Consider the following 24366-nt stretch of genomic DNA (forward strand, 5'->3'; position numbering starts at 1 on the left):
GGTACTGCAGGGGGGACCCTGTGGGAGAGTAGGACGCCGCCGAACTAATTGTAGAGAAAACCCCCGCACCATTCGGTGCGGGGGTTTTCTGCGTTCTGGACCTTTACCGGTACCTCTACCGCGACCTTTACGACGGACTCACCAATTTCGTGTCGTACGCCAGGATGACCGCCTGCACCCTGTCCCTCGCCCCCGTCTTCGCGAGGATGCGGCCCACGTGTGTCTTCACCGTGGATTCCGCGAGGTGCAGCCGGGAAGCTATCTCCGCGTTCGTCCAGCCCTGGCCGATGACCGTCAGGATTTCGCGCTCCCGGTGAGTGAGGGAGGCCAGGCGCGGGTGGTCCGCCGGGTCGGTGGGGGCGGCCGCGTCGGCTGTCGGCAGCTGATCCGCGTACGTGTCGAGGAGCCGGCGGGTCAGGCTTGGGGCCACCACCGCGTCTCCGGAGGCGACCGCGCGGATTCCGGAGAGGAGTTCCTCCGGCATGGCGTCCTTGATGAGGAAACCGGAGGCGCCGGCGCGCAGCCCCGCGTACGCGTACTCGTCGAGGTCGAACGTCGTGAGGATCAGGACGCGGGTGCGGGCGCCCGCCGCGACGATGCGGCGTGTGGCCTCGATGCCGTCCAGGCCCGGCATGCGGATGTCCATCAGGACGACGTCCGGGTTGAGTTCGGCCGTCATGCGGACCGCTTCGCTGCCGTTGCCGGCCTCCCCCGCCACCGTCATGTCGTCCTGGCTCTCCAGGAGCATGCGGAAACCGAAGCGCTGCATGGGCTGGTCGTCGACGATGAGCACGGTCGTCACGGTGTTTCGCTGTCCTTCGGGAGGTGGAGACGGACCCGCCAGCCGCCCGGCGGGTGAGGCAGCGGCCCCGCCTCAAGTGTGCCGCCGTACAACGCCGTTCGCTCGCGCATTCCGGTGAGCCCGCGGCCGCCCGGGACGCCTGGGCCGCCGCCCGCCCCCGTCCCCGTCCCCGTTCCCGTGTCCGTGACCTCCGCCCTCACGCCGTCATCGTCGTAGGTGACGTCGACGGCGGCGGTCGCGCCGGGGCCGGCGTGCTTGAGGGTGTTGGTGAGGGCTTCCTGCACCACCCGGTAGACGGTGAGCTGGCGGCCCGCGGGGACCGCGTCCGGGCGGCCGGACACCGTGCTGCGTATCGAGAGGCCCGCCGCGCGTACGCCGTCGATGAGCCGGCTGAGGTCGGTGAGGGCGGGCTGCGGGGCGAGTTCGGCCGTGGCGGGTGCGTCGTCGCGCAGGACGTCCAGGAGGCGGCGGAGTTCGGCGAGGGCCTGGCGGCTGGTGGTGCCGATGGCTTCGAGGGCCTGGGCGGCGCGCTCGGGGGACTTGGCGGCGGCGTACGAACCGCCGTCCGCGAGGCCCGTGATGACGGAGAGGTTGTGGCCGATGATGTCGTGCATCTCGCGGGCGATGCGGGTGCGTTCGGCGGCGGCGGCGAGCTGGGCCTGCTGGTCGCGCTCGACCTCCAGCTGGCGGGCGCGTTCGACGAGGGCCTGGGTGTAGTCCTGGCGCGAGCGCACCGCGATGCCGAGGAGAGCGACGACGGCGTACGCCCATACGTACGGGATGATCTGCTGGTCCCAGCTGTCCTCCGGATAGCGGAACGTGCCCACGACGAGTGGCGCGGTCATCATGAGGCCCGCCCGGCCGAGCGTCTTCAGGGGCAGCCGCATCGCGATGCTGAACAGGACGAGCATCTGGATCAGTGACGCCTGGAGCATGGCGCCGGTCCAGCTGCTGACCAGGCTCGCGGCCACCATGACGGTGAGGACGGCCATGGGACGGCGGCGGCGCCGGAGGAGCGGCAGTGAGAGCGCGGTGCTGAGCAGGAGGACGAGCCAGTCCGGGACGTTCGTGTTCGGTGCGGTGTTGCGCCAGCCGCCGCTCGCGTCGACGAGGGCGGCAACCACGAAGAAGCCGGTGACCAGCACGTCCCAGCCGAGCGGGTGGCGCCTGTCGAAGTCGCGCACCCGCTGCGTCGAACGCTGGAGGAGCTGGGTGAGTGGGTGTGGCTCGGTCACGTCCTCATCCTCGTACAGGAGTTGACGGCGTGGGCGTCATACGTCGCGTCGCTTGAGCAGTACGGATGCCGTGGCGATGACCGCCGCCGACCAGAGGACGAGCGTGATGAGGGCGGTGCCCGGCGCGATGGTGTTCTCGACCCGGGTCACCGAGCCGAGGGCGCTCGCTGCCTGGGCGGGGAAGTACTTGACGGTGGTGTCCACGGCGCTGAACGGGATCGTCGAGACGACCTCGGGCAGGATCAGGACCGCGCCGACGAACGCGCCGATGGCGCCGGGCACCGAGCGGAACAGGGCGCCGAGGCCGAGCGCGATGAGGCTCAGGAGGGTGAGGGCGGCCGCGCTGGTCGCGAGGGCGCCGAGTACGCCGGAGTCGGTGAGGGACAGTTCCTTGTCGGTGCCGGAGAGCCAGATCTGGGCGATGAGGAACGTGCCGAGGTTCGTCACGAAGCAGACCGTGAAGGCGACGGCCGTGAAGATGCCGGCCTTGGACCACAGGACGGGCAGGCGGCTCGGGACGGCCGCGAGTGACGCCCGGATCAGGCCCGTCGAGTACTCGCCCGCGGTGACGAGGATGCCGAGGACGGCGAGGCAGATCTGGGCGAGCTGGGTGCCGAAGAGGGTGAAGACGACGGTGTCGATCTCGGCGTCGTCCCCGTCGTAGGTGGCGCCCATCGTGATGCCGACGGCGATGACGAGCGCGCTCGCGGTGAGCAGCGTGATCCAGGTGGAGCGGAGCGTCCACAGCTTGTGCCATTCGGAGCGAACGATTCCGTTGGTGGTGAGCGCGCTCATGCGGCGGCCCCTTCCGGTCGGCGGGCGGCGGTCGGTTCGGTTCCGGCCGGGGTGGCGTACTCCACCGAGTCCCGGGTGAGGTCCATGAACGCCTGCTCCAGCGAGGCGGATTGCGGGGTCAGTTCGAAGAGGGGGATGCCGTGGGCGGCGGCGGTGCGGCCGATGTGCTCGGCGTCCGTGCCGCGTACGTCGAGGACGCCGGGCGCGTCACCGGAGATCCGCACGTCCGGGCCCGCGAGCAGCTCGGTGAGCCGGCCGGCCTCGGGCGTCACGACCTTGACGGCTCCGGTGCCCGACTCGCGTACGAAGCGTTCGACGGTGGTGTCGGCGAGGAGCCTGCCGCGGCCGATGATGACGAGGTGCTCGGCGGTGAGCGCCATCTCGCTCATGAGGTGGGAGGAGACGAGGACCGTACGGCCCTCCGCGGCAAGGGACTTGAGGAGGTTGCGGATCCACAGGACGCCCTCGGGGTCGAGGCCGTTGACCGGCTCGTCGAGGATGACCGTGGCCGGATCGCCGAGCAGGGCCGCCGCGATGCCCAGGCGCTGGCCCATGCCGAGCGAGAAGCCCTTGACGCGCTTGCGGGCGACTTCGTGGATGCCGGCCAGTTCCAGGACCGTGTCGACGCGGCTCTTCGGGAGGGAGTGGGTGTGGGCGAGCGCCATGAGGTGGTGGTAGGCGGAGCGGCCCGGGTGGACCGAGCGTGCTTCGAGGAGGGCGCCCACTTCGTGCAGGGGCGCGGGGTGGGCGGCGTAGGCGCGGCCGCCGATGGTGGCGCGGCCGCGGGTGGGTGCGTCGAGGCCGACGAGCATCCGCATGGTGGTGGACTTGCCCGCGCCGTTGGGGCCGAGGAAGCCGGTGACGGTGCCCGGGTGGACCTCGAAACTGAGGTCGTTCACGGCCTTCTTGGCGGGCCTGCCGCCATAGTGTTTGGTGAGTCCGTATGCCCTGATCATGTCTTCGATGCTGCCGTTGGCGGGGGCGCGGATCGTCGGACCGGGGGCGGGGAGTGCGGGCCGGGGGTAGTACCCGGGTACGACGACGACCCCGAGGCTGCCCCGGGGCTCGGCAGCCCGCCGACTTAGGATCACCGCATGGAGCAGGAGTACGAGTACGTCGTACGGGCCGTCCGTGCCGAAGAGTGGCCGCAGGTCAGGGAGTTGCGACTGGCGGCGCTCCGGGACCCGGCGGCGCCGGTCGCCTTTCTGGACACGTACGAGGACGCCGCCGCGAAACCGGACTGGTTCTGGCAGCGGCGGGCGGCGAGCGGCTCCGCGCACGGGCTGCGCGCCCGGCAGTTCGTGGCGGAGGGGCCGCACGGCGTGTGGGCGGGGTCGGTGACCGTGCTGATCGAGGAGGCCGGGTCGGACGACGTCCACGGCGGAGTGATCGAGCAGCGGCAGGCGCACCTCGTGGGGGTCTTCGTGCGGCCCGAGCACCGGGGGAGCGGCGCGGCGGACGCGCTGTTCGAGGCGGCTGTCGGGTGGGCGTGGTCCCTGGAGGGGCTCGACCGGGTGCGGTTGTACGTCCACGAGGCCAACCCGCGGGCGCAGGCGTTCTACCGGCGGTTCGGTTTCGTACGCAGCGGAGGGGCCGTCCCGGTGCCGGGCGACCCCTCTTCGCGGGAGTTCGAGCTGGTGCTGAAGCGTCCTTGAGGGGCGGGAGTTCTAGCGGTACGGGTGCTCCGTGCGGGCCGTCCGCAGGGCCTTCGCCCACCAGGCCAGCTGGTCGAGGAGGACCTTGGCGGCGCCGGCCGCGCCGTTCTCGTCGTGCGCGGGGCCGTTCTCGCCGAAGTGGTCCCAGGCGTTGTGGAAGCTGACGACGTCGCGGACGGTCGCGCAGTGCAGCTCGGCGAAGACCAGCCGGAGCTGTTCGACGGCGCGCAGGCCGCCGCCGGCCCCGCCGTACGAGACGAAGCCGACCGGCTTGGCCTCCCACTGGGTGCGGTGCAGGTCGATGAAGTGCTTCAGGGCGGCCGGGAAGCTGTGGTTGTACTCCGGCGTGACCACCACGTACGCGTCGGCGGCGTCGACCCGCTCGGCGAGCGCGGCGAGGGCGGGCGTGCGCTCGGTGCCCCAGTCCGGGTGGGCGGAGGGCAGCTCCAGGCCGGCGACGTCGATGACGTCCACGGTGAAGCCGGTGTGGCGCTCGGCGAGCGCGGTGAACCAGCCGCCGACGGTGGGGCCGAAGCGGCCGTCACGGGTGGAGCCGACGATGACGGCGAGGCGGAGGGGGGTGGTGGGGGTGTGCGGGCCGGTGGTGTTCGGGGTGGTGGACATGGCGTGCTCCTCAAGGGCAGTGCGTGACGGATGTCGTTGGGTGAGGTGTGTGTCTGAGACGGAAGCGCGGTGTCAGCGGCTCCGCGCGGTCACGGCTTCGGCCGAGGTGGTGGCGCCCGGGACGGTGTGCGTCGCTTCCGGCACCGGTGTACGTCGTCGGGTGCGCGGCCTGAGCAGCCGGTGGACCAGCACCGCGAGCCCGGTCGTGAAGCCCGCCACCGCCCACAGGGTGATCCGCCAGGCCTCGGTGAACCGGTCGGCGTGACCGCCCGTGCCGGCCGTGACGCGGCCCGCGAGCTCCGCCGAGCCGACCCGGGACTCCACGAGGGCGAGCAGCAGCGCGCCGAAGAGGGTGAGCATGACGGCGCCGGTGCCGCCCCGGACGGTGTTGAGGAAGCCCGACGCCATGCCGACCTTCGCGGGTTCGACCATGCCGAGCGCCTGGGCGTCGATGATGCCGAGGGACAGGCCCTGGCCGACGCCGACGGTCAGCAGGGGTCCGGCGAGCGCGGCCGTGGAGATGCCGGGGTGCAGGGTGGTCAGCCAGGCGTTGCCCGCGGCGATCAGGAGCAGTGAGAGGACGAGCAGGTGGCGGGCCGGGACGCCGCGGTTGACCAGGCGGGCGCCGGCCGGGGGCAGGGCGAGGACGGGCACGGTCATCAGGAGCAGGACCAGGCCCGCCTCGCGAGCCGAGGTGCCGCTGGTGCCCTGGAGGTAGGTGGGCAGGAAGACGAGGATGCCGGTGGTGCCCGCGCCGAGTCCGAAGGAGCCGAGGGACCAGCCGAGGAAGGCGGGGTGGCGGGCCAGCGAGAGGTCGAGGATGGGCTGCCCGCCGGTCGCGGCGAGCCGCTTCTCGACGCGTACGAAGGCGGTCAGCAGCGCCAGGCCCACGGCGAGCGGCAGCAGCGTGCTCCCCGCCGTCCAGCCGGACTTGGAGCCCTGCGTGATGGCGAACAGGGTCAGGGAGAGGCCGCCGATGAAGGTCGCGGCGCCCGCCTTGTCGACGCGCGGCGGGGCGTCGGCGCGGGATTCCGTGAGGAAACGCGTGCCGGTGAGGATGAGGGCGCCCGCGGCGGCGAAGGCGAGGAACGTGGTGCGCCAGCCGAGCCCGTCCACCAGCCAGCCGGAGAAGGTCGGGCCGATGGCGAGGCCGACGCCCGCCGTGGTGCCGAGGGCGGCGAACACCCTGGTCCGCGCGGGTCCCGTGAAGGTGGCGGCGAGCAGGGACCCACCGCTCGCCATGACGCCCGCGGCGCCCACGCCGGAGAGCAGGCGGGCGGCGTCCAGGAGCAGGATGTGGTGGGCGGCGGCGGAGGCGAGGGTGCCCGCCGAGTAGAGGGCCGCGCCCGCGGTGAGGACCCGGCGGCGGCCGAAGATGTCGCCGAGCGAGCCGGCGACGAGCATGAAGGAGGAGGCGGCGAGGAAGTAGCCGACGACCACCCACTGGAGTGCCGCGCCCGACGCGTCGAGGTCGGAGCCGATGCGGGGCAGGGCCACGGTGGTGCCGGACATCGCCATCGGCAGGGTGAACATGCCGAGCAGGACGACGAGGAGGGTCAGGGCGGGGCGGCCCTCCCCGACGGGGCGCGGGGGCGGGGCCTGCGGAGCGGTCTCGGTGGGCATGCGAGTAAAGTACAACGTGCGTTGTAGTAATTACAACGCTCATTGTAATTTTTCTGAGAGGTGAGATGGCGAGCGGACCGGAACAGCAGGGCTCGGACGGACAGAAGCCTCAGAAGCCCCTGCGCAAAGGGATGTTGGAGAAGCGGCGTGCCATCACGAGCGGCGCCCGCACCGTCTTCGGCCGCGAGGGCTACACGCGCGCGAGCATCGACGCCATCGCCGCCGAAGCCGGCGTCTCCACGCGCACGATCTACAACCACTTCGGCGACAAGGAGGGCCTCTTCCGCGCCGTCCTGCTGGAGAGCGCGGAGTCGGTGACGGCGGCGACGGAGGCCCTCTTCGAGCGGCACCTGCGCAAGGTCCGCGACATCGAGGAGGACCTCCTCGACCTCGCCCGCGACTGGGTCGGCCAGAGTGCGGCGCACCCCGCGCACTTCTCCGTCGTACGCCAGATCATCCCGGAGGGCGGCCGGCTGCCGTCCGACGTCCTCGAGGAGTGGCAGCGGGTCGGGCCCCGGGCGTCCCAGGAGGCCCTGGCGCGCTGGATGCTGGAGCTGGGGCGGCAGGGGAAGATCGCCGTCGACGAGTCGAACGCTCGCAAGGCGGCACGGCACTTCGCGCTCATGGTGGGCGGCGGGGTGACGGCCGAGTCGTACTTCGGCGCGCTGCCGCTGGAGGAGGCCGAGGTCGAGGAGATCGTGCGCGACGGGGTGGAGATCTTCCTGCGGCTGTACGGGACGCAGGGCTCCTAGTTCCCGTACGGACTTCCCCTACTGAATCGACAGCAGGGGAAGTTCACTGTCCGGCCAGCGCGATCTGCCCTGTTCCCGCGACCGGAGCAGAGCCAGGGTCGGCAGGCCCCGGTCCGCCCCGGTGGAGAGCAGCTCCGGCAGCTGGGGCAGCGGAGCCACCGCGGCGACGTCGTCGAGGACGAGCGTCATTGGTGGGTCGAGCCGACCGGAGGATGACCGTTCGGCCATGCGCCGGCCGTGCTCGACCACGCTTGAGGCGAGTGCCGTCAGGAGTGGCATGGCACCCGGGCCCTGCCGGGACTTGGGATCCTCGATCGCCTCACCCACAACAAAAAGCGTGCCCCCTTCATCGACAAAGGAATCCAGGGAGAGCGCATCAGTTCGGTTCGGCGTGCAGGACTCGCGGAGGTGGACCGTGAACAGTGCGGAGAGCGCTCTGGCGGTCAACTCCTGGGCGATGTCCCGGCGCTCGGGGTGCGCGGTGAGGGCCGCCTCCAGCTCACCGGCGGTGCCGGACGAGGCCTTGGGATGGGTACGGAGGATGCGTACCGCCTCCTGGACCTGGGTGCCCTGCGCCCAGCGGTGGACGATCTTCATAGGCTTGTCGGCCACCGCGGCGGCGTGCAGGAAGCTGCGCATCAGGAGCTGCGCCGTGTCGGCCACGGCGACGTCCAGCTTCGCGGAGGGCCTTATCGGGGCGAGGAGCGCGGTGGCGCGGTCGTTCGCCGTCGCCTTGTCGTGGCAGCCGGAAATGGGTGACCAGTGGAGGCGGGCCGGGGTGTCGCAGAGGTGGGAGGGGTCGTAGAGCAGGACGGGTCCGAGCTTGGCCCGGGCGTCCTTCGTCTCCGCCCACAGGGTGGGGTCGGAGGTCAGGACAAGGGCGGCGCCCTCGGCATCCTGGACGGCCTGCACGGCGAGGGGCCGACGGGTCGTGGGGCTGCCGAGGACGAGGGGGGAACGGGGGGTGGGGAGGGGCGGGGCCGCGGGGGCGGGGGCAGGGGCGGGGCTGGCAGCCTCGACGGGGACCGGTTCGGTGAGCGGTTCGGTGCGTGGTCCGGCGGTCGGTTCGGTGCGTGGTCCGGCGGCCGGTCCCGTGACCGGTGGCGCGGAGACCGGAGGCACGGGGGCGCCGGCGGCCATAGGACCGGCAGCCACAGGGCCAGGAGGCACGGGGTCGGCAGCCACCGGCCCGGCGGCCACAGGGCCAGGAGGCACAGGGCCGGCAGCCACTGGACCGGCGGCGGCCACCGCGGAATCGGCGGCCACCGCGGACGGGGGCCCCGGGGGCTCCGGGGACGCCGTACCCGACGCCGCCCGGCGAGCCCTCCGCACCGCCCGCCACCGCGTCACCGTCCCCAGCACGAAGACGGTCAGCACGATCAGGACCATCAGCTGGCCGATGAACAGGCCCCAGAACAGGCCGTAGCCCGAAAGCTGGTCCGGTGGCGTCTCCGGCCAGGCGCCCGCCACGTCCTCGGGGTTGCCGATCAGGTGGCGTACAGCGGGCGGCGTATGGCCGAAGGAGACCTTCTCCGGCCAGGCGCCGCGCGCGAAGCGGCCCGCGAGGTTCGTCGCCGACCACACGAGCACCGTGGCGCCGATCAGCAGGGCGAGGAAGCCCACCAACAGGCCGTCAGGAACGCCCCGCTCGGGGCGTCCGCGACGGTCCTCCCACTCATCCCGCATGCTGCTCCATGTACGCCGCCCGCTGCTCCGCCTCCAGCTCGGCCGCCCGCATCGCGTCGTCGTCGGCCGGTGTGTCGTGCGGGAGATCGGCCGACGACTCGGTCATGGCGCGGTCGGTGAAGACCAGCGGCCGTTCCGTCTCGGTGATCAGGTGTTTGACGACCTGGACGTTGCCGTTGACGTCCCAGACGGCGATGCCGGGGGTGAGGGTGGGGATGATCTCCACCGCCCACCTGGGCAGCCCGAGGACCCGTCCCGTCGCCCTCGCCTCGTCCGCCTTCTGAGCGTAGATGGTCCGGGTGGACGCCATCTTGAGGATGGCGGCGGCCTCCTTCGCCGCCGCGCCGTCCACCACGTCGCTCAGGTGGTGCACCACCGCCACGAACGACAGACCGAGCCGCCGTCCGAACTTCAGCAGGCGCTGGAAGAGCTGCGCCACGAAGGGCGAGTTGATGATGTGCCACGCCTCCTCCACCAGGAAGATGCGTTTCTTGCGGTCGGGCCGGATCCACGTGTGTTCCAGCCAGACGCCGACGATCGCCATCAGGATCGGCATGGCGATGGAGTTGCGGTCGATGTGGGAGAGGTCGAAGACGGTCAGGGGCGCGTCGAGGTCGACGCCGACCGTCGTCGGCCCGTCGAACATGCCCCGCAGGTCACCGTCGACGAGACGGTCCAGCACGAGCGCCACGTCCAGACCCCACGCCCGTACGTCGTCTATGGCCACGTTCATGGCCTCGGCCGACTCCGGCTCGGGGTGGCGCAGCTGCTCGACGATGTCGGTCAGGACCGGCTGCCGCTCCACGATGGTCTCGTTCACGTACGCGTGCGCGACCTTGAGCGCGAAGCCGGAGCGCTCGTCGAGCCCGTGCCCCATCGCGACCTCGATGATGGTCCGGAGCAGCGCGAGCTGGCCCGTGGTCGTGATCGCGGGATCGAGCGGGTTCAGCCTGATGCCCATGTCGAGGGCGGCCGTCGGGTCGAGCCGGATGGGAGTTATCCCCAGCTCCTGCGCGATGAGGTTCCACTCGCCGACGCCGTCCTCGCCCTGCGCGTCCAGGACCACGACCTGCCGGTCCTTGAAGCGCAGCTGCCGCAGGACGTACGTCTTCTCCAGCGCCGACTTGCCGTTGCCGGACTCGCCGAGCACCAGCCAGTGCGGAGCTGGCAGCTGCTGCCCGTACAGCTGGAAGGGGTCGTAGATGTACCCCTTGCCGGAGTACACCTCACGCCCGATGATCACGCCCGAGTCGCCGAGACCGGGCGCGGCCGTCGGCAGGTAGACCGCCTGGGCCTGCCCCGTCGACGTACGCACCGGAAGCCGGGTCGTCTCCACCTTCCCGAAGAGGAAGGAGGTGAAGGCGTCCGTGAGGACGGTCAGCGGATCCCGCATCGCAACAGCCTGCCTCTACGTCGATACCGTCTAGCGTCGGATGCCGGTCGCGAACGGCAGCGTGTTGACGAAGGCCCTGTGGTGCTCGCGGTCGCACCACTCCAGCTTCAGATACGACTTGCCGGCGGAGGCGCGGATGGTGCGCTTGTCGCGCGCGAGCGCCTCCGGGGAACGGGACGAAACCGTGATGTACCCGACGAGATTGACACCCGCCGCACCGCTCGCCAGGTCCTCGCCGCGCTGGTCCAGGCGGGAGTGCGAGGCGATGTCGCGGGGGTCGACCGTGCGGTTCATCTTGGCCTGGCGGCTGGCCTCCGCCTCGTCGTTGGTCTTCTCGGTCAGCATCCGCTCGATGGCGACCTCGGTGGGTTCGAGGTCCATCGTCACGGCCACCGTCCGGATCACGTCCGGGGTGTGGACGAGCAGCGGCGCGAGGAAGTTGACGCCGACAGGCGTCATCGGCCACTCCTTCACCCAGGCCGTGGCGTGGCACCAGGGGGCGCGGGTGGAGGACTCGCGGGTCTTGGCCTGGAGGTAGGTGGGCTCCATGGCGTCGAGCTCGGCGGGCCAGGCGTTGCGCTTCGTCATCGCCTGGATGTGGTCGATGGGGTGGTCCGGGTCGTACATGGAGTGCACCAGGGAGGAGAGGCGGCCCTGGCCCAGGGGCTGGCGCACCCGGATGTCGGCTTCCTGGAGCCGCGAGCAGATGTCGGTCAGCTCGCGGGCCATGACGACGGCGAGACCGGCGTCCTTGTCGAGCTTGCGGCCGCCGACCGGGCGGGCCGCGCGGGCCATCGCCTGGGCCTCGGCGGCCAGGTCGCGGGAGTAGTGCATGCAGGCGACGAGGTAGGCGCGGTGCTGCTCGCTGCTGGTCGACACCATTGACTGCAGCTGGTCGTACGACTGCTGGAGCCAGGGCAGCGCACGGTCGTCGCCGCGCTGGCTGACGTCCTTGGCGTGCGCGTCGGGGTCGGCCGGCAGCGTACGCGCGAGCATCTGCAGCCGGGTCACGAACCCGTCCCCGTTGGCGACGTGCTTGAGGAGCGTCCCGAACCGGTCGACGAGGGCTTCCTGGTCCTCGCTGTCGCGCAGCCCGACGCCCGGCCCCTCGATCTCGATGGCCGCGGTGACGGTCCTGCGGTCCGCGTGGAGCAGCACGGCGATCTCGTCGGGGCCGAAGGGCGCGGCCAGCCAGCTGATGCGGCCGATGCCGGGCGGCGGCCCCACCTCGACTTCCCTGCCATCCAGCCGGATGCCCGCCTCGGGCGCGGCGGAGCGGTAGGCGGTGCCGCGCTTCAGGGAGCGCTTGTAACTGCGGTTGATCTCGTACCACTTGTAGAACGTCCGGCCCTTGTACGGGACGTACACCGCCGCGATGGCGAGCATCGGGAGGCCGGTGAGCAGCACGATGCGCAGGGAGAGGACGGGGACGAGGAGTCCGCACATCATGCCGAGGAACGCCCCCACGATGATCAGGGCGATCTCCCCGGTCTCGCGGTTCTTGCCGACGATCGCGTTCGGCCGGGCGCGGCCGATCAGATATGTGCGGCGGGGCGCGACCGGCTGGGACACGTGGGACTGGGTCGTCAACGCCCTTCACCTCCCGTGCGGTTGGTACTGCTGGTGCGGGAACCGCCGCGGTTGCCCGCGTGCGGCGTGTTCGTCGCGCTGCTGCTGCGCGGCGCGGGTGCGGCGGAGGGGACGGATCCGCCGCCGGAGCCTTGGCCGGAGCCACGGCCGCTGTGGGCGGCGACACCGCCGCTGGCGGGGTTGGCGGGCCGCGCCTGACTGCTGCCCCCGCCATTGCCTCCCCCTCCGTTCCCGTTCCCACGGGCACTGTGGGTCTTGATGCCCTGCGAGACAAGGGAGGCGGGGGAGCTGATCACGGCGGCGGCCTTGTTCTCGGCGCCGCGCATGAGACGGTTGTTGCGGGAACCGGCGATCTCGTCACCGAAGCCCGGGACGAAGCGGTAGATCATGGCGCTCGCGAAGATGGCGAGCAGGATGATCGACAGCCCGGAGACGACCGCGGAGAACGAGTCGGGACCGTCCTCGGCGGAGAGCGCCCCGGCGAGCCCGAGCACGATGACGATGATCGGTTTGACGAGGATCACCGCGATCATGATGCCCGCCCAGCGGCGGACGTGCGACCACAGGTTCTTGTCGACGAGGCCCGCGTACACGACCGTGCCGAGGAGCGCTCCTACGTAGAGGAGCGCCGCCCTGATCACGAGCTCCAGCCAGAGGACGCCCGCGGCGAGGATCGACACGATCGAGACGACGATCAGCATGATCGGGCCGCCGCCGATCTCGTCGCCCTTCTTCAGGGCGCCCGAGAAGTTCCCGAAGAACGTGTCCGTCTGACCGCCCGTCGCCTTCGCGATGACGTCCGTGACGCCGTCCGTCGCGGACACGACGGTGTACAGGATCAGCGGCGTGAACGCGGAGGCGAGGACGGTGAGCCACAGGAACCCGATGGCCTCGGAGATCGCGGTGGTCAGCGGCACGCCGCGGACCGCCCGCTTGGCGACGGCCATCAGCCACAGGAGGAGGGTGAGGACGGTCGACGCGGCGAACACCACGGCGTACTGCTGCAGGAACGTGGGGTTCGTGAAGTCGACGTCCGCGGTCTCCTTCACGGCGTCGGACAACTTGTCCACGGTCCAGGACGCGGCCTCGGCGCACCCCTTGGCCAGGGAGCTGAGGGGGTCCATGGTGTCGTCGAGGGGACTGTCGGTGGGGTACCCGCCGTCGCCGTCGCCGCCGCTGTCGGTTTCGGCGTTCTGGCCTTTTTCGCAGTACCTCTTGGCGGGGCCGACGATGAGGTCGCACCGCTCGTCCTCCGGCTCCGGGGCGGCGTAAGCACGTGAGGCCAGCAGGACCGCCGCGACCTGCACGGCTGAGACAGCGGCGGTGAGCTTCAGTGCATGACGGCTAGCGGGCATACGTGAACCCTCCGTACTCCTGGACGGCCTTGGCGATCTCGTCGGCGGTGGAGACCTTGTTGTCGCCGTTCACGGGAGCGGGGCCGTCCTTCGACTGGAAGCTCTCGACCTTCCAGTCACCGTCGGCCCACCGCAGCTTGAGGGTCAGCGTGAACCAGTCGTTGCTGACCGGGTTGGTCGCGTCCTGGCCGGCCGTGCCGAAGGCGCCCGTGCACCAGACCGCGACGGTCGCCGCGTTGTCCGAGTACGCCGTCGTCTTCGTGCCTACGGGCACAGTGCGCGAGACATACGTCTGGCCGGGCGCGGCGTTGCCCTTGTCGTCCAGACCGATCTTGCTCAGAAATTCCTTGGAGTACGTCTTGTCGAACTTGCCCCGAAGCTCACTCACCTTGTCGGCGACGAAGAGCTGTTTGACGATCTCGGTCCGCCGATCGGGTTTGAGGATGTCGGCGGAGACCAGGGACACCGCATAGTTGGAGGCAGCACTCTCCGCCCCCTGCTCATCATGCGCGAACCCGGACGGAATCCCCCCGTTCTTCCCCCCCACCGGCTTCTCCCCCGAAGGGGCCGTCGCCGCCGCGTCCGGCTTCTTCTCGTCGGCGCGAGTCGAAGCCGCATCGTCCCCACCCCGGTTCGCGAAGGCGATCGCCGCGATCAGGAGGACCACGACGCCCACGACGGTGACGAGGCTGCGCGGGGACGTCCGCCCGGACCGGGTGGATCTGCGCGCTCCGTAGACGTCGTCGCCCCCGCCCTCCCCCTCGGGAAGCCGCGTACGGGTCTCTCCCGAGCCGCCGAAGAGGCCGTCGTTCCGCTCGTCGTCGAGGCTCATGCCGAGTACGCCCCCTCAACCTCTCGCTGGACCGTCACGTAGGACACGTATGACGGTAGCCCTGCTGGTTCCCGCGCGGGCGCGGTGTGATGACACGACATCAGGGAGTTGCTACCTCAGCCGGTGGGCACGACGGACGGGTGGAGGAGAGGGGGGACAGGAAGAGAGGGGGGACGGGGGGAGGGGGACGTGGGGGAGGGGACGGACTACGGGGGGACGGACTACGGAGGGGACGGACGGCGGACGGCGGAGGAGCGTGGGACCGCTAGACCGCCATGCCGTAGACAATCGTGAACAGCGTGCCCAGCGATCCGATGATGAATACGCCGGTGAGGCCCGCGATGATCAGCCCCTTGCCCTGCTCGGCGCTGAACGTGTCACGCAGCGCCGTCGCGCCGATGCGCTGCTTCGCCGCGCCCCAGATCGCAATGCCGAGACAGAGGAGGATGGCGATCGCCATCACGACCTCGATCATCACGCGTGCCTCGTTGCCCAGGCTCCCGAAGGGACCCCAGTCGGGGGCGATCCCGCCGATGATGGTGGTGATATCGCCCTTTTCGGCTGCCATAAGCATGTGTAACTCACCGCCCCTAGTGGGTTGTTCTGCCACCTCTGCCCACCTCGGTGCAGAGGACAGCTCATTGTCGCCGACAAACGGGCCCGCGCATGTCGCCTTGGCGCCATTCGTTGGCTGAGTTCGTACGGTTCCTCGGACGCGAGGCCTGGTCACTCTGTGTATCACGCGGTACGACGCCGGGCAATGACGGCCCGGCGCGCCTCTGACCAGCTCTTCTGACCAGGACTTAAGTGAGCCCGAGCCCGGCGGTGCCGCGAGTGACGAAGGAGCAGTCGGTGTAGCGGTAGGCGGTGCTCAGCTTCGCGCCGTCGGCTCGATTGCGTACGGTGGCCCGCTTGTAGAGGAAGTGGTACTCGCCGGGCGGTAGCCGGAGCGTGGTCGTGGGGTACTTCGTGACGCCGGCCCGGCAGGCGGCGTCGCCCTGGGACTTGGTGGCGTAGATGCGGCACGACGCGCAGTCCTTGAGCGTGATGGTGCCGGTGGTGGGGCCGGTGTAGAGGACCTTCAGCTCGCCGGGGCCGAGGTTGGCGACGACGAGTTCGACCGGGCCGCCGCCGCGGGAGGAGCCGGCCGGTGGCAGGCCGCGGCCCGCGCTCGGGCGCTCCACGGCGATCTCGGCGCGGACGGCGATGTCCTTGGCGCGGTCCCGCTTGCCGTTCCCGGGGTACTGCCGGGCGAAGTCGTCGAGCGTCTTGGCGGCCTGCGCGAAGTCGCCGTCCTTGAACTCGTCCACACCGCAGGCGTAGACGCCGCGTTCCACGGCGCGGTCGGTGGCGGCGCGCAGCGGCCCGGCGTCGACCTTGCCGCCGGGCAGCGCGTCGGCGGTCGCGCCGAGGGCGCGCAGCTCGGCGACGTCGGGGCAGGGATCGGAGTCCTTCAGCGCGGCCGAACGGGTGTCGATGGCCGCGCGCAGGGCGGGCTCGACCTTCGCGGCCTGGTCCGACTCGGGGAACGTACGGAGGAGTTCGCTCAGCGGCTCGTCGGCGTCGGCGCGGCCGAGCGCGGCGGCCCCGCATTCGTAGAGGGCGGTGGCGAGCCGGTCGTCGGGCCAGGCGCGGAGGGGGCCGAGACGGTCCCTGGCGGGGGCGCCGAGGGTGTCGGGCACGGTCCGCAGGTGTTTGAGCGGGGTGACGGCGTCGCAGTACCGCTCGGCGGCGTACGGGGCGGCGACGGACTTGTAGTACGCGTCGAGGCTGTCGGGCAGGCGGTCCGCGGCCTTCGACCCCTCGTGGTCCTCGGCGAGGCCGCGGTAGATGCCGAGGGCCTTCTCGTACCGGCGCTCCGTCGCTCCGCCGAAGGGGCGGCCGTCGAGGCCCGCGACGATGCGGTCGGCGTCGTCGAGGCGGTCGAGCAGCATCCGCTCGACGGCTTCGTCGTGCGCGGCCTCGTACGCGAAGGCGCCGCCGGCGGGCACGGCGAGCAGGACGACGCCGAGCCCGATGGCGAGGGGCGCGCGCAGTGGCCGCCCGTACCTCCCGTCACGCAGGGCGCGCCGGGCTCCGTCGGCCGCTACGAGCACCAGAAACACCACGTACCCGATCACCACGCCGCCGGGCACGCCGTCCACGTCGGCGGGCAGCGCCACGAAGAGCAGCGCGGCGGTCGCGGCCCAGCAGAGCGCGGCTGCGGGCCACCGCTTCAACAGGACATAGCCGAGTCCAAGCCCGCTGAGGTTGAGGAGGGCTGTGGTGAGGGCGAGGGTGGTGGGGGCTGCGGGTGGTGGGTTCGCGGGAGGGGGTGGTGGTGGGGCTGCGGGGAGTGGTGGGGCTGTGGGTGGTGGCCAGGCTGTGAGTGGTGGCGGGCCTGAGGGGGGCGGTCCGAACTGCTCGCCCCCCTGAGGAGCTCCACCCGCTCCGTCGTCTCCCGGTACCGCGTCGTGCTTGTCCCCAGGTTGCATCTTCGGCTCCCCCCGGCCGCCGCATGCAGGGCGATGCATTGCGCCCAATTCCCCTACGGTCGGGGAAAGTCGGACACCCGTCAACCGCGCGAGGGCCGACTGCCACCGTCCGCTTCGGCGAGCGCCTTCATTTCGAGGAGGGGGTCCTCGAAGCTCACGTTCTCGGCGATCTGGTGCAACAGGCTGCGGTACTCCGCTCGCCGACGTACGGCGGTGGTGCCGAGCGTGAGTACCACCAGGCGCTTGCCGTCCGGGTGCGGGAGATGGGCGAAGACCTGGAGCACGGGGTCCTGGGGGAGGCCGGAGTCGTCGTTCGGGGTGCGGACGGTCTCGCTGAAGGATGCGGGGCCACAGGGAAGTTCGAGGTACTCGATGTTCGTGTGCCCCTCGGTACCCGCGACGGCTCGGGCGGCGGTGACGGCGGGGGCGGCGGGGGCGATGTCCCGCCAGGACACGGTGAAGAGGGAGAACAGGAGCCCGCCGCTGGTCTCGCCCTTGCCGGGGGTGGGGATGTCGTCGCGGTGGAGTCCGATGGCGCAGCGGGTGGTGCCGACCTCGGCGAGGGCGGCCAGCAGGTGCTGCCCCTGCGCGAGGTGGGCCAGGAATTGCTGGCGGGCCAGCTCGCTGTTGAGGGAGTCGAGTATGGGGGCGAGGGCCTCTCGCAGTGCCTGAGCTCCGGTGGAGTACGGCGGATTCAACAACGTACGGAAGGGAATTGTGGTGAAGCCCGCGGGCTGGGCGAACCACATGTCGGCGTCGGGGTTGTACGCCGACTTGTCGAGAATGAACCTGGGCGTGGTCACAGGGTTTTCTCTTTCGGTTCCTGTTCCTGTTCCGGCTTCGGTTTACGCGGGTCGGCGTAGGGAGCGAAACCCGCCTGCCGGCCGCGTTCCACGTCCTCCGCGGTGGCGCCCCATTCGGTGGTGAGGGCATGCTCAGCCCCTGCTAGACGCTGCCGGAGGATTTTGAAGCGGCGAGGTGCCTGGCCGTTAGGCGAGGGCACGGCGAGAATACCGATCATGCGGGGGTCGCCAGCGAACCAGATGGTCTCGATCTGGGCCTTCAGGTGTGGCTTGGCGCGGGGACCCATCCTTCGGCTCCACCATTCCACGCGGAGGTGATTGGAGATGACGAGCGGGAGCAGCTGCTGTCGATTGGCGGGATTGGGGAGCTCGAACCACCCGTGCTGGTCACCCAGAATATTGGGGTAGATGTTCAGGCCGTGCGGCACTCCACTGAGTACCTGCCACGGGTATGTGCGCAGGATGCGGAGCTTGCGCATGGCGATAGGGAAGTAACCAAATACTTGGACGAACAGTCGCCAACTGCCGTAGATGGTGTAAGGGATAAAGATCCATAGCACCCAGCCCTCCCCGGTGGAGAGTCCGAGGAACGCGATCCAGACGCCGATCCACCCGATGAGTCCGGCCACGTTCCTGACCATGAGCAGGAACCAGGCGCGCCGGGTTGGCGGATGCTGCCATGCGGTGGGGTAATCGGCAGGGTTCACGGGTCCACTTCTTTCTCCAGGGAATGGTTAAGAGAAGGCGAAACGTGCGATCGTCGGGATGCCGGGCAGGTCGAGCAGGAGACGCCCTCCGTCAACCTTGGTCGACGCCTCGGCCCTGCCTTCGTCATCGTCGATGAGTCCGTAGCCAGCGGTCCCCAGCCCCAGGGCTCCTGAAGTGGTGGCCACGTTGGTAGCTGCTACGTCGCTGGTAACGATCGCGTTGACCAAGGGGTTTCCCAGCCGGGCGATGTCCTTGCCCGCATCCAGGGTGTGGGTGCCGTAGGTGGTCATCTTCTGTCCGAGACTCATGGCCCCAGCTCCTGCGCGCACCGCCTGAGTGGCAGTGCGGCCGCCCTTGATGACGGCTCCGAGCCCTGGCACCATCCCTACCGCGTCGGCTCCGACAGAGACGAGATTGCCGAAGAAGTCGGCGTCGAACTCGCCTTTGGTGAACCCGTCCCACAGCGATTCCCGTACTTCCGGGTCCCAGAGCCGAACTCCCAGCGCCACACCGCTTGTGGCCGACGCGGCCAACATGAGCGCGGCCGCCACCCCGAGCCCCAAAGGGCCGGTAGCGACGATTGCCGCCAGCGCGAGAACCCCGGCAATCGCGCTGAGAATATCCGGCAGATTCTCCTTGACCCACTCACACGCCTTCTCGAACCACCCCGGCTCATGCGGCGCCAGCTTGTCCGTCGCGTCGCGGATCTTTTCCGCGCGGTACTTCGACCGCTCGTCGTGCTCGCTCTGCAAGCTCCGCGCCCTGCCCAGGATCCGGTCGAGCTCCGCCTGGGCGTCCTCGACCTTTGCGTCGGCGAGTTTCAGGGCCTTCTTCGCGTCGTCCTGCTTCTTGCCCTTCCCCTTCTCGTCCAGGTCGGGGTCGCCGCCAACGGTGTCGGCGTGGCCCTTCGCGGCCTTCAGCGCCTCCCGCGCGTCCTTCGCCTTCCTGTCCAGCTCCCTCGCCCGGCGCTGGAAGTCGTCGAGGTCGCCTTCCCAGCGCTCCAGCTGCTTGGCGGCCTTTTCGATGGAGCGCGCGGCGTTCTTGAGGTTGAGGGAGAGCGGCCCCTCGTCGATGGTCTCGCGGAAGGCTACGGCCGCGTCACCTTCCCAGTAACTGCCGTCCATCAGCTTGGTGACCACCTTGCGGGTGTCACGGAGGACGGTGACGCAGCTGTCCAGCTTCTTGTGCAGGGCCTTTACGGTGTCGCAGTCACCGGGAGCGGGGTCGAAGCCGAGGTCCGGGTAGTTCGCGGCGCTCGTCACTTCGGGATCTCCACCGTGTCGTCCTTGGTCTTGCCGGCCTTGTTCATGGCTTTCGTCAGCGCCTCTTCGACTTCCATGAAGGCGTTCTTGTTCTGCTCGATGATTTTGGAGAGATCCTCCGTCTGTTCACCGATCTGCTCCGCGCCGTACTTCCAGTCCTCCTGGAAGTCCGCGCAGGCCTTGTCGAGCTCGTCCGTCCCGAGACCACCGACCGTCGCGTCGGCCAGGGCGCTGCGCAGGCCCTTCAGGGACGTGACGGACCCGTCGAGCAGCTTCATGAACTGTTCGAGTTCGACCGCGTCGACTCTGAGCTTCTCGGCCACTGCTGTTCCGCCTTCGTTCGGTCGCTTGTCGTCTCGGGCTCGATGTCCATCGTGACGTGAGCGGGAGACGGGGAACGGAGCTTCGGCCGTATTCGCACGTGCGTTCTTCGCGGTGGAGGATTCTGCCGTTGTTGCCGTTGCCCTCGCTGCGCGGCTGCGGCCGATGAACGGAGACGACCGACGCTATCCATGAGGCGCATTGTTTCGCTAGTGCGAAGTTTCCGGTACATGCGGTGGAACCTGGAGGTATCGGGCGGCTGGGCAAAGACGTGGGCGCGTGGGTCCAGGCGTGGGCCCAGGCAGAGTCCAGACGTGGCCCGGCTTTGGGACTACGTCGGTGGGCCCATGCGGAGTAGAGCCCGGGACCGATTCCCCCGCCGCCCGGGGCCGTTAGCGTCCCGACCATGAGAATCGGACTCGTGGGAACCGGAAATGTGGCCCGTGCGCTGGCGACCGGCTGGAGCAGCGCGGGACATGACGTCGTACTCGGATCGCGCTCGCCGAAGGAACGGGCGGAAGCGGACGAGCTGAAGGGGTTCACGCTCGTCGGGGTCGGCGAGGCGGGCGCGCATGGTGAGGTGTTGGTCAACGCCACGCCCGGTACCGCGTCCGTGGACGCGTTGAAGGAGATCGACCCGGCCGACCTCGACGGCAAGCTGCTGGTCGACATCGGTGTCGGCTTCACCGAGGGCATGGAGCTTTCGCACCCCAACTACAGCCTCGGCGAAGAGATCCAGGCGGCGTACCCCGAGACGCGGGTGGTCAAGACCCTCGCCACCGTGGACTCGGTCGTGATGACCGACCCGGGGAGCCTGGAGGGGCCCGCCACGATCTTCCTGTCGGGTGACGACGCCGCCGCGAAGGAGACCACGAAGGGGCTCCTCGCCGACCTGGGATGGCCCGATGCCTCCCAGCTGGACCTGGGAGGCATCGGGACCGCGCGCGGGCAGGAGCACTTCGCGCTGCTGTTCATGGGGGTGGCGGAGGCGATCGGCTCGTACGGGTTCGGGATCAGGGTCGTGCCGCCGCGGACCGCCTCGTAGGGAGGGCCGCCCTCATCAGGCGGGCCTGAGGTCAGCCCGCAGGGGAGTCGCTGACCTTGCCCACCGGGCTGATGGCCGGCTTCGTGCCGCCGGCGGGGGCGTCGGGGTTGTCCACCGGGAGGGAGCCGGCGGGCCAGGGGATGGTGACGGTCTTCGTCTCGTTCGGGGGCGTCACCAGGATCTTGGAGATGCGCACGCCGGAGCCGCCGCTGTTGTTGACCGGGAACGAGATGTTGAAGGCGGCGGATTCGCCGTCCTTGAGGACGGCGGGGATCGCCTTCTCGCCGTTGCGGCCCACGGGCAGCGTGTCTCCCGTGGACGTCTTCAGGTCGACGCCCGCGTAACCGTTGATGGTGCAGTCGCGGCCGCCGCCGTTCTTGAAGACGACGGTGACGACACCTTCCGTCTTGCCGGTGGAGTTGTCGGCGGCGCTCACCTCCAGCTCGTCGCTGCGGCAGATGCCGGCCTTGCCTTTCTCGCCGGACCCGGTACCGGTACCGGTACCCGCGACGGTGCCTCCACCGTCCCCCTTGCCGCCGGTGCCGTTGTCGCCGCCGGCTCCGCTGTCGGACGAGCCGCCGCCGGTACCGCCGCCCGCCGAGGCGCTGGACGAGGAGTCCGCGGGGGCCGCGCCCGAGCTGCCGGTGTCGTCACCGTTGCAGGCACTCAGGCCGAGCGTGCTGATCAGGGCGAGGCCGGCGAGGAGCGTCTTGGTGGCGTACGTGTGCTTCATGAGGGTCCCCGTGAGGTGGTGAGGGTGAGGGTGTGGGAGTGGTGCGGCCGAGGTGGCCGGAGCCGTGGTTTCCGGCCTGGTGAACAGCGAAGCGGGCGGTGCCGGGACGGGGCAAGGAGTGCCGGACGATCAGGGACACTGGAATGCTCGCAGGGTGCCTGACCTGCGGAAACGTCCGTTCCCTGGAACGCCGTCATGGGACGCTACGATCATGAGCATGACCCTGCGCGCACCTCTTCGTATGCTCACCGCCGTGGTCGCGGTGGGCGCCCTCGCTCTGTCGGTCTCCGGGTGCGACGGGGAGGACGGCGACGGCGGGGCGAAGGCGGGTGCGGGGAGCGCGTCCAGTACGGACGGCGCGGCGGGTGCTGCTGGCGCGACGGCTGACGAGGGCAGCACGGGCAGTACGGGCAACCCCGGTCGTAACGGTGGTGCCAGCGGCGGCCCCGAAGTGCGGCAGAAGATGATGCTGGACAACATGCCGGAAGCCGGGATGGTCATGGCGGCGGGCGAGTACGTCCAGCGCTTCACGACCTGCGAGCGCTACAGCATCGACCCCTCGGACGAGCGCTACTACCCCATGGACGAGAAGTTCGACGAGACGTGGGGCGTGCAGTTCCGCGGCACGTGTGACGACGGCGGGCACGGCTACATCCGCGTCTTCAAGACCAGCGACATGAGGAAGTTCCAGACCGCCTACAAGGCGGACGTCGCCGAGCGCATGAAGAAGAACGAGCTCGCCGCGATCAAGGGCGGTTTCGCGATCGGAAAGGACTTCGCCGTGATCGCCCCCGACGAGCGGACGATCCGCGACATGTCGTCGTCGGGCCTGCTGATCCTCAACTGCAACCCGAACTTCCAGCCGGTCGGAGACGTCGCGACGGCGCCGGCGCTGGTGGAGGGGTGCGTGCTGACGGACGAGTTCGTCAGCTAGCGGGGCCGGGACCGGGAGCGAGGGCTCGGGTCAGCGCTCGCCCTTCGGGGCGCCGTACCAGCGCCACTCCGTGCGGCGGGGGCGGCCCGGCAGATCACCGCGGCCTGTCGCCCACAGAAGAGTGGACCACGCGTCCGTGTCCGCCGGGACGTCCGGGAAGAGGCGGTGCAGGACGCGGACGCAGAGGTCCGCGGGCGGGTTCCACGCCTCGCGGATGCCGAGTCCGCCGGTGATGTCGTACGTGTGGACCAACGTCTCCACGATGCCCATCGCGGCGAAGCCCTCCGGGTCGCTGGCGCCCCAAGCGTGGTGGGCGCGGACCGTCGCGGGTGTGGTCGCGACCATCCCGGTCAGCAGGGCGCCGCACGACTCCACGACCTGAAGCAGACCCGCGACGCCCGAATCCCGGTCGGCGAAGGTGACGTTGGAGGGGCCGCCTTGCCTGCGCCGGTACCAGAGGAAGGGCACCTCGGTGTCCATGGGCGGCTTCTCCGGCCCGAGCTGGGCGGCGTACGCGAAGAGGTCGTCCGCGAGGTGCTCGACGGTCTCCCAGCAGTCCCACTCGAGCCCGCCGGCCTTCGCGCCCCAGTCGGCGTCGGCGGGCGCGCCGCGGAGGGTGGCGACGGCCAGACGTACGGCGGTGGTGACATCTTCGGCGGTGAGCGGGACGGGTTCGCGGTCGGCGGGCTTTCCGGTGTCGGGCATGGCCGGACGGTAGCAGTGGGCGGGCGGGGCTTGACCAGCGATATTCGCGGCGCGGCGGGCCGGGTGGAGCATAGGGTGCCCGGATGACTGAGCCGCGTCTGCGCCTGGAGAAGATCACGCCCGACAACGTCGAGGCCGCGGTCGAGATCAAAGTCCGCCCCGAGCAGGAGAAGTTCGTGTCCCCGGTCGCCAAGTCGCTGGCGGAGGCCTACGCGTCACCGGACGTGGCGTGGCCGCGGCTGATCTTCGACGGGGAGGAGCTGGTGGGTTTCGTCATGGCGTTCCTCGACGTCCGGTTCAACCCCGAGATCCCCGGCGACCGCCGCCGCTCGGGCCTCTGGCGGCTGAACGTGGCGGCGGACCGGCAGGGCCGGGGTTACGGGCGGTTCGCCGTGGAGAGCGTCTGCGAGGAGCTGCGGCGGCGCGGGGAATCGGTGGTGACGGTGACGTGGGATACGGGGGAGGGCGGGCCCGAGGGGTTCTACCTCGGACTCGGGTTCCGGCCGACGGGCGAGATGAGCGGCGACGAGGTGGTGGGCGAGATGCGTCTGTAGCGGGGCTGCTGACTCAGACGCCGTCCGCCCCGCCTTCGACTCCTTCGACTCCCTCGACTCCCTCGACGAAGTGATCGAACTCGCCCGCCTGCACGCCCAGTACGAAGGCGTCCCATTTCTTCTGCGTGGTCGTGACGACGTTCTCCGGGTCGCTGGTCTCTCGCAGGTAGACGGCGTCGTCCTCGCCGAAGGCGATCTCGATCCAGGGGCCGGGCCCCTGCTCACCCTCGGGGGCGGCACGGATCCAGTCGAGGTCGGCGGGGATTTCGGGGCGGGGTGTCTCGGTCATGTTCCGCTTCTTTGGGTGGGGGCGGGCGATGAAGGCGGCGAAGGCGTCGGGGGTGACATGGACTATCGCGCCGGTGGGGTCGCTGCTTTCGGTGAGTTTCAGGGTGCCGGTGTCTGTTGCGGCCACGTGTACGCAGGAGTTGCCCTGGGCGCAGTAGGACGACTTCTGCCAGGTCGGTTTGGGCATGGGGCTCCCT

The 24366-nt window shown here is 70.3% G+C and carries 25 protein-coding genes and 1 pseudogene; 5 read left to right on the forward strand and 21 right to left on the reverse strand.

The features are described from left to right. Nucleotides 1–127: 127 nt before the first annotated feature. From ACI2L3_RS07325 to ACI2L3_RS07340, 4 genes are read right to left on the reverse strand one after another with little or no spacing between them, the layout of a single operon-like run. Nucleotides 128–802, reverse strand: a complete 675-nt coding sequence (locus ACI2L3_RS07325; RefSeq protein WP_404751348.1) for a response regulator — start codon at nucleotides 800–802, stop codon at nucleotides 128–130. Then, nucleotides 799–2037: a sensor histidine kinase gene (locus ACI2L3_RS07330; RefSeq protein ID WP_404751349.1), complete on the reverse strand. Its 1239-nt coding sequence runs from the start codon at nucleotides 2035–2037 to the stop codon at nucleotides 799–801. The genes ACI2L3_RS07325 and ACI2L3_RS07330 overlap by 4 nt, the downstream gene beginning before the upstream one ends. Before the next feature lie 36 nt (nucleotides 2038–2073). Further along, entirely contained in the window at nucleotides 2074–2832 is a 759-nt protein-coding gene (locus tag ACI2L3_RS07335) for an ABC transporter permease (protein WP_404751350.1), read from the reverse strand. After that, nucleotides 2829–3788 carry an ATP-binding cassette domain-containing protein gene (locus ACI2L3_RS07340; protein WP_404751351.1) on the reverse strand — a complete coding sequence of 320 codons (960 nt, stop codon included), beginning with the start codon at nucleotides 3786–3788 and terminating at the stop codon, nucleotides 2829–2831. Before ACI2L3_RS07340 ends, ACI2L3_RS07335 begins: the two co-directional genes overlap by 4 nt. 138 nt (nucleotides 3789–3926) lie before the next feature. Between ACI2L3_RS07340 and ACI2L3_RS07345 the strand changes: the two genes are divergently transcribed. After that, nucleotides 3927–4487, forward strand: coding sequence for a GNAT family N-acetyltransferase (locus tag ACI2L3_RS07345; protein ID WP_404751352.1), 561 nt, complete (start codon nucleotides 3927–3929; stop codon nucleotides 4485–4487). A 12-nt stretch (nucleotides 4488–4499) separates the two neighbouring features. Here ACI2L3_RS07345 and ACI2L3_RS07350 read toward each other — a convergent pair whose 3' ends face one another. Further along, a complete protein-coding gene (locus ACI2L3_RS07350; RefSeq protein WP_404751353.1) occupies nucleotides 4500–5111 on the reverse strand; it encodes an NADPH-dependent FMN reductase in 612 nt (203 codons plus the stop codon). Between the two features lie 72 nt (nucleotides 5112–5183). Continuing rightward, the gene (locus ACI2L3_RS07355; protein WP_404751354.1) at nucleotides 5184–6734 is read right to left on the reverse strand and encodes an MFS transporter; all 1551 of its coding nucleotides are present in this window, start codon (nucleotides 6732–6734) and stop codon (nucleotides 5184–5186) included. Nucleotides 6735–6799: 65 nt separating this feature from the next. Between ACI2L3_RS07355 and ACI2L3_RS07360 the strand changes: the two genes are divergently transcribed. Further along, nucleotides 6800–7486: a TetR/AcrR family transcriptional regulator gene (locus ACI2L3_RS07360; protein WP_404751355.1), complete on the forward strand. Its 687-nt coding sequence runs from the start codon at nucleotides 6800–6802 to the stop codon at nucleotides 7484–7486. 18 nt (nucleotides 7487–7504) lie between these two features. Here ACI2L3_RS07360 and ACI2L3_RS07365 read toward each other — a convergent pair whose 3' ends face one another. From ACI2L3_RS07365 to ACI2L3_RS07415, 11 genes are all read right to left on the reverse strand, one after another. Beyond that, entirely contained in the window at nucleotides 7505–9172 is a 1668-nt protein-coding gene (locus ACI2L3_RS07365) for a type IV secretory system conjugative DNA transfer family protein (protein WP_404751356.1), read from the reverse strand. Continuing rightward, the gene (locus tag ACI2L3_RS07370; protein WP_404751357.1) at nucleotides 9162–10565 is read right to left on the reverse strand and encodes an ATP-binding protein; all 1404 of its coding nucleotides are present in this window, start codon (nucleotides 10563–10565) and stop codon (nucleotides 9162–9164) included. The genes ACI2L3_RS07365 and ACI2L3_RS07370 overlap by 11 nt, the downstream gene beginning before the upstream one ends. 30 nt (nucleotides 10566–10595) lie before the next feature. Beyond that, nucleotides 10596–12155: an SCO6880 family protein gene (locus ACI2L3_RS07375; RefSeq protein WP_404751358.1), complete on the reverse strand. Its 1560-nt coding sequence runs from the start codon at nucleotides 12153–12155 to the stop codon at nucleotides 10596–10598. Next, nucleotides 12152–13510 carry a hypothetical protein gene (locus ACI2L3_RS07380; RefSeq protein WP_404751359.1) on the reverse strand — a complete coding sequence of 453 codons (1359 nt, stop codon included), beginning with the start codon at nucleotides 13508–13510 and terminating at the stop codon, nucleotides 12152–12154. Before ACI2L3_RS07380 ends, ACI2L3_RS07375 begins: the two co-directional genes overlap by 4 nt. After that, the gene (locus ACI2L3_RS07385) at nucleotides 13500–14342 is read right to left on the reverse strand and encodes a hypothetical protein (RefSeq protein WP_404751360.1); all 843 of its coding nucleotides are present in this window, start codon (nucleotides 14340–14342) and stop codon (nucleotides 13500–13502) included. The genes ACI2L3_RS07380 and ACI2L3_RS07385 overlap by 11 nt, the downstream gene beginning before the upstream one ends. 265 nt (nucleotides 14343–14607) lie before the next feature. Next, the gene (locus ACI2L3_RS07390) at nucleotides 14608–14916 is read right to left on the reverse strand and encodes a hypothetical protein (protein WP_055570172.1); all 309 of its coding nucleotides are present in this window, start codon (nucleotides 14914–14916) and stop codon (nucleotides 14608–14610) included. 229 nt (nucleotides 14917–15145) lie between these two features. Continuing rightward, nucleotides 15146–16561 carry a hypothetical protein gene (locus ACI2L3_RS07395; protein ID WP_404751361.1) on the reverse strand — a complete coding sequence of 472 codons (1416 nt, stop codon included), beginning with the start codon at nucleotides 16559–16561 and terminating at the stop codon, nucleotides 15146–15148. A 335-nt stretch (nucleotides 16562–16896) separates the two neighbouring features. Further along, complete coding sequence (locus ACI2L3_RS07400; RefSeq protein WP_404751362.1) at nucleotides 16897–17619, reverse strand: hypothetical protein; 723 nt, start codon at nucleotides 17617–17619, stop codon at nucleotides 16897–16899. After that, complete coding sequence (locus ACI2L3_RS07405) at nucleotides 17616–18326, reverse strand: hypothetical protein (protein WP_404751363.1); 711 nt, start codon at nucleotides 18324–18326, stop codon at nucleotides 17616–17618. Before ACI2L3_RS07405 ends, ACI2L3_RS07400 begins: the two co-directional genes overlap by 4 nt. A gap of 27 nt (nucleotides 18327–18353) precedes the next feature. Beyond that, a complete protein-coding gene (locus ACI2L3_RS07410) occupies nucleotides 18354–19589 on the reverse strand; it encodes a putative T7SS-secreted protein (protein ID WP_404751364.1) in 1236 nt (411 codons plus the stop codon). Next, nucleotides 19586–19912 (reverse strand): hypothetical protein, encoded by a 327-nt coding sequence (locus ACI2L3_RS07415; protein ID WP_404751365.1) that lies wholly within the window; start codon nucleotides 19910–19912, stop codon nucleotides 19586–19588. The genes ACI2L3_RS07410 and ACI2L3_RS07415 overlap by 4 nt, the downstream gene beginning before the upstream one ends. Before the next feature lie 404 nt (nucleotides 19913–20316). On the opposite strand from ACI2L3_RS07415, the gene ACI2L3_RS07420 reads away from it, so the two are divergent. After that, nucleotides 20317–20955, forward strand: coding sequence for an NADPH-dependent F420 reductase (locus tag ACI2L3_RS07420; RefSeq protein ID WP_404751366.1), 639 nt, complete (start codon nucleotides 20317–20319; stop codon nucleotides 20953–20955). 31 nt (nucleotides 20956–20986) lie between these two features. On the opposite strand, the gene ACI2L3_RS07425 is transcribed toward ACI2L3_RS07420, so the two are convergent. Beyond that, the gene (locus tag ACI2L3_RS07425) at nucleotides 20987–21688 is read right to left on the reverse strand and encodes a DUF4232 domain-containing protein (RefSeq protein ID WP_404751367.1); all 702 of its coding nucleotides are present in this window, start codon (nucleotides 21686–21688) and stop codon (nucleotides 20987–20989) included. A 217-nt stretch (nucleotides 21689–21905) separates the two neighbouring features. Here ACI2L3_RS07425 and ACI2L3_RS07430 point away from each other — a divergent pair, with 217 nt between their 5' ends. After that, nucleotides 21906–22622, forward strand: coding sequence for a hypothetical protein (locus tag ACI2L3_RS07430; RefSeq protein ID WP_404751368.1), 717 nt, complete (start codon nucleotides 21906–21908; stop codon nucleotides 22620–22622). A 30-nt stretch (nucleotides 22623–22652) separates the two neighbouring features. Here ACI2L3_RS07430 and ACI2L3_RS07435 read toward each other — a convergent pair whose 3' ends face one another. Then, nucleotides 22653–23327: a hypothetical protein gene (locus tag ACI2L3_RS07435; protein WP_404751369.1), complete on the reverse strand. Its 675-nt coding sequence runs from the start codon at nucleotides 23325–23327 to the stop codon at nucleotides 22653–22655. An 83-nt stretch (nucleotides 23328–23410) separates the two neighbouring features. Here ACI2L3_RS07435 and ACI2L3_RS07440 point away from each other — a divergent pair, with 83 nt between their 5' ends. Beyond that, a complete protein-coding gene (locus ACI2L3_RS07440) occupies nucleotides 23411–23881 on the forward strand; it encodes a GNAT family N-acetyltransferase (protein ID WP_404751370.1) in 471 nt (156 codons plus the stop codon). Nucleotides 23882–23894: 13 nt separating this feature from the next. Here ACI2L3_RS07440 and ACI2L3_RS07445 read toward each other — a convergent pair whose 3' ends face one another. Beyond that, nucleotides 23895–24170, reverse strand: a complete 276-nt coding sequence (locus tag ACI2L3_RS07445; RefSeq protein WP_404751902.1) for a DUF397 domain-containing protein — start codon at nucleotides 24168–24170, stop codon at nucleotides 23895–23897. 84 nt (nucleotides 24171–24254) lie between these two features. Next, nucleotides 24255–24356: pseudogene (locus tag ACI2L3_RS07450) on the reverse strand (DUF397 domain-containing protein); the annotation flags it as partial. Between the last annotated feature and the right edge of the window lie 10 nt (nucleotides 24357–24366).

The sequence above is a fragment of the Streptomyces sp. NPDC029674 genome (assembly GCF_044903205.1).
Lineage (GTDB): Bacteria > Actinomycetota > Actinomycetes > Streptomycetales > Streptomycetaceae > Streptomyces.

Bases quoted from the DNA above. Each gene is read 5' to 3' on its own strand.
- ACI2L3_RS07380 (WP_404751359.1), bottom strand. From the start codon at position 13,510: ATGCCCGCTAGCCGTCATGCACTGAAGCTCACCGCCGCTGTCTCAGCC.
- ACI2L3_RS07345 (WP_404751352.1), top strand. From the start codon at position 3,927: ATGGAGCAGGAGTACGAGTACGTCGTACGGGCCGTCCGTGCCGAAGAG.
- ACI2L3_RS07445 (WP_404751902.1), bottom strand. From the start codon at position 24,170: ATGACCGAGACACCCCGCCCCGAAATCCCCGCCGACCTCGACTGGATC.
- ACI2L3_RS07355 (WP_404751354.1), bottom strand. From the start codon at position 6,734: ATGCCCACCGAGACCGCTCCGCAGGCCCCGCCCCCGCGCCCCGTCGGG.
- ACI2L3_RS07435 (WP_404751369.1), bottom strand. From the start codon at position 23,327: ATGCCCGACACCGGAAAGCCCGCCGACCGCGAACCCGTCCCGCTCACC.
- ACI2L3_RS07430 (WP_404751368.1), top strand. From the start codon at position 21,906: ATGACCCTGCGCGCACCTCTTCGTATGCTCACCGCCGTGGTCGCGGTG.
- ACI2L3_RS07340 (WP_404751351.1), bottom strand. From the start codon at position 3,788: ATGATCAGGGCATACGGACTCACCAAACACTATGGCGGCAGGCCCGCC.
- ACI2L3_RS07420 (WP_404751366.1), top strand. From the start codon at position 20,317: ATGAGAATCGGACTCGTGGGAACCGGAAATGTGGCCCGTGCGCTGGCG.
- ACI2L3_RS07370 (WP_404751357.1), bottom strand. From the start codon at position 10,565: ATGCGGGATCCGCTGACCGTCCTCACGGACGCCTTCACCTCCTTCCTC.
- ACI2L3_RS07385 (WP_404751360.1), bottom strand. From the start codon at position 14,342: ATGAGCCTCGACGACGAGCGGAACGACGGCCTCTTCGGCGGCTCGGGA.
- ACI2L3_RS07365 (WP_404751356.1), bottom strand. From the start codon at position 9,172: ATGCGGGATGAGTGGGAGGACCGTCGCGGACGCCCCGAGCGGGGCGTT.
- ACI2L3_RS07335 (WP_404751350.1), bottom strand. From the start codon at position 2,832: ATGAGCGCGCTCACCACCAACGGAATCGTTCGCTCCGAATGGCACAAG.
- ACI2L3_RS07360 (WP_404751355.1), top strand. From the start codon at position 6,800: ATGGCGAGCGGACCGGAACAGCAGGGCTCGGACGGACAGAAGCCTCAG.
- ACI2L3_RS07425 (WP_404751367.1), bottom strand. From the start codon at position 21,688: ATGAAGCACACGTACGCCACCAAGACGCTCCTCGCCGGCCTCGCCCTG.
- ACI2L3_RS07350 (WP_404751353.1), bottom strand. From the start codon at position 5,111: ATGTCCACCACCCCGAACACCACCGGCCCGCACACCCCCACCACCCCC.
- ACI2L3_RS07390 (WP_055570172.1), bottom strand. From the start codon at position 14,916: ATGCTTATGGCAGCCGAAAAGGGCGATATCACCACCATCATCGGCGGG.
- ACI2L3_RS07440 (WP_404751370.1), top strand. From the start codon at position 23,411: ATGACTGAGCCGCGTCTGCGCCTGGAGAAGATCACGCCCGACAACGTC.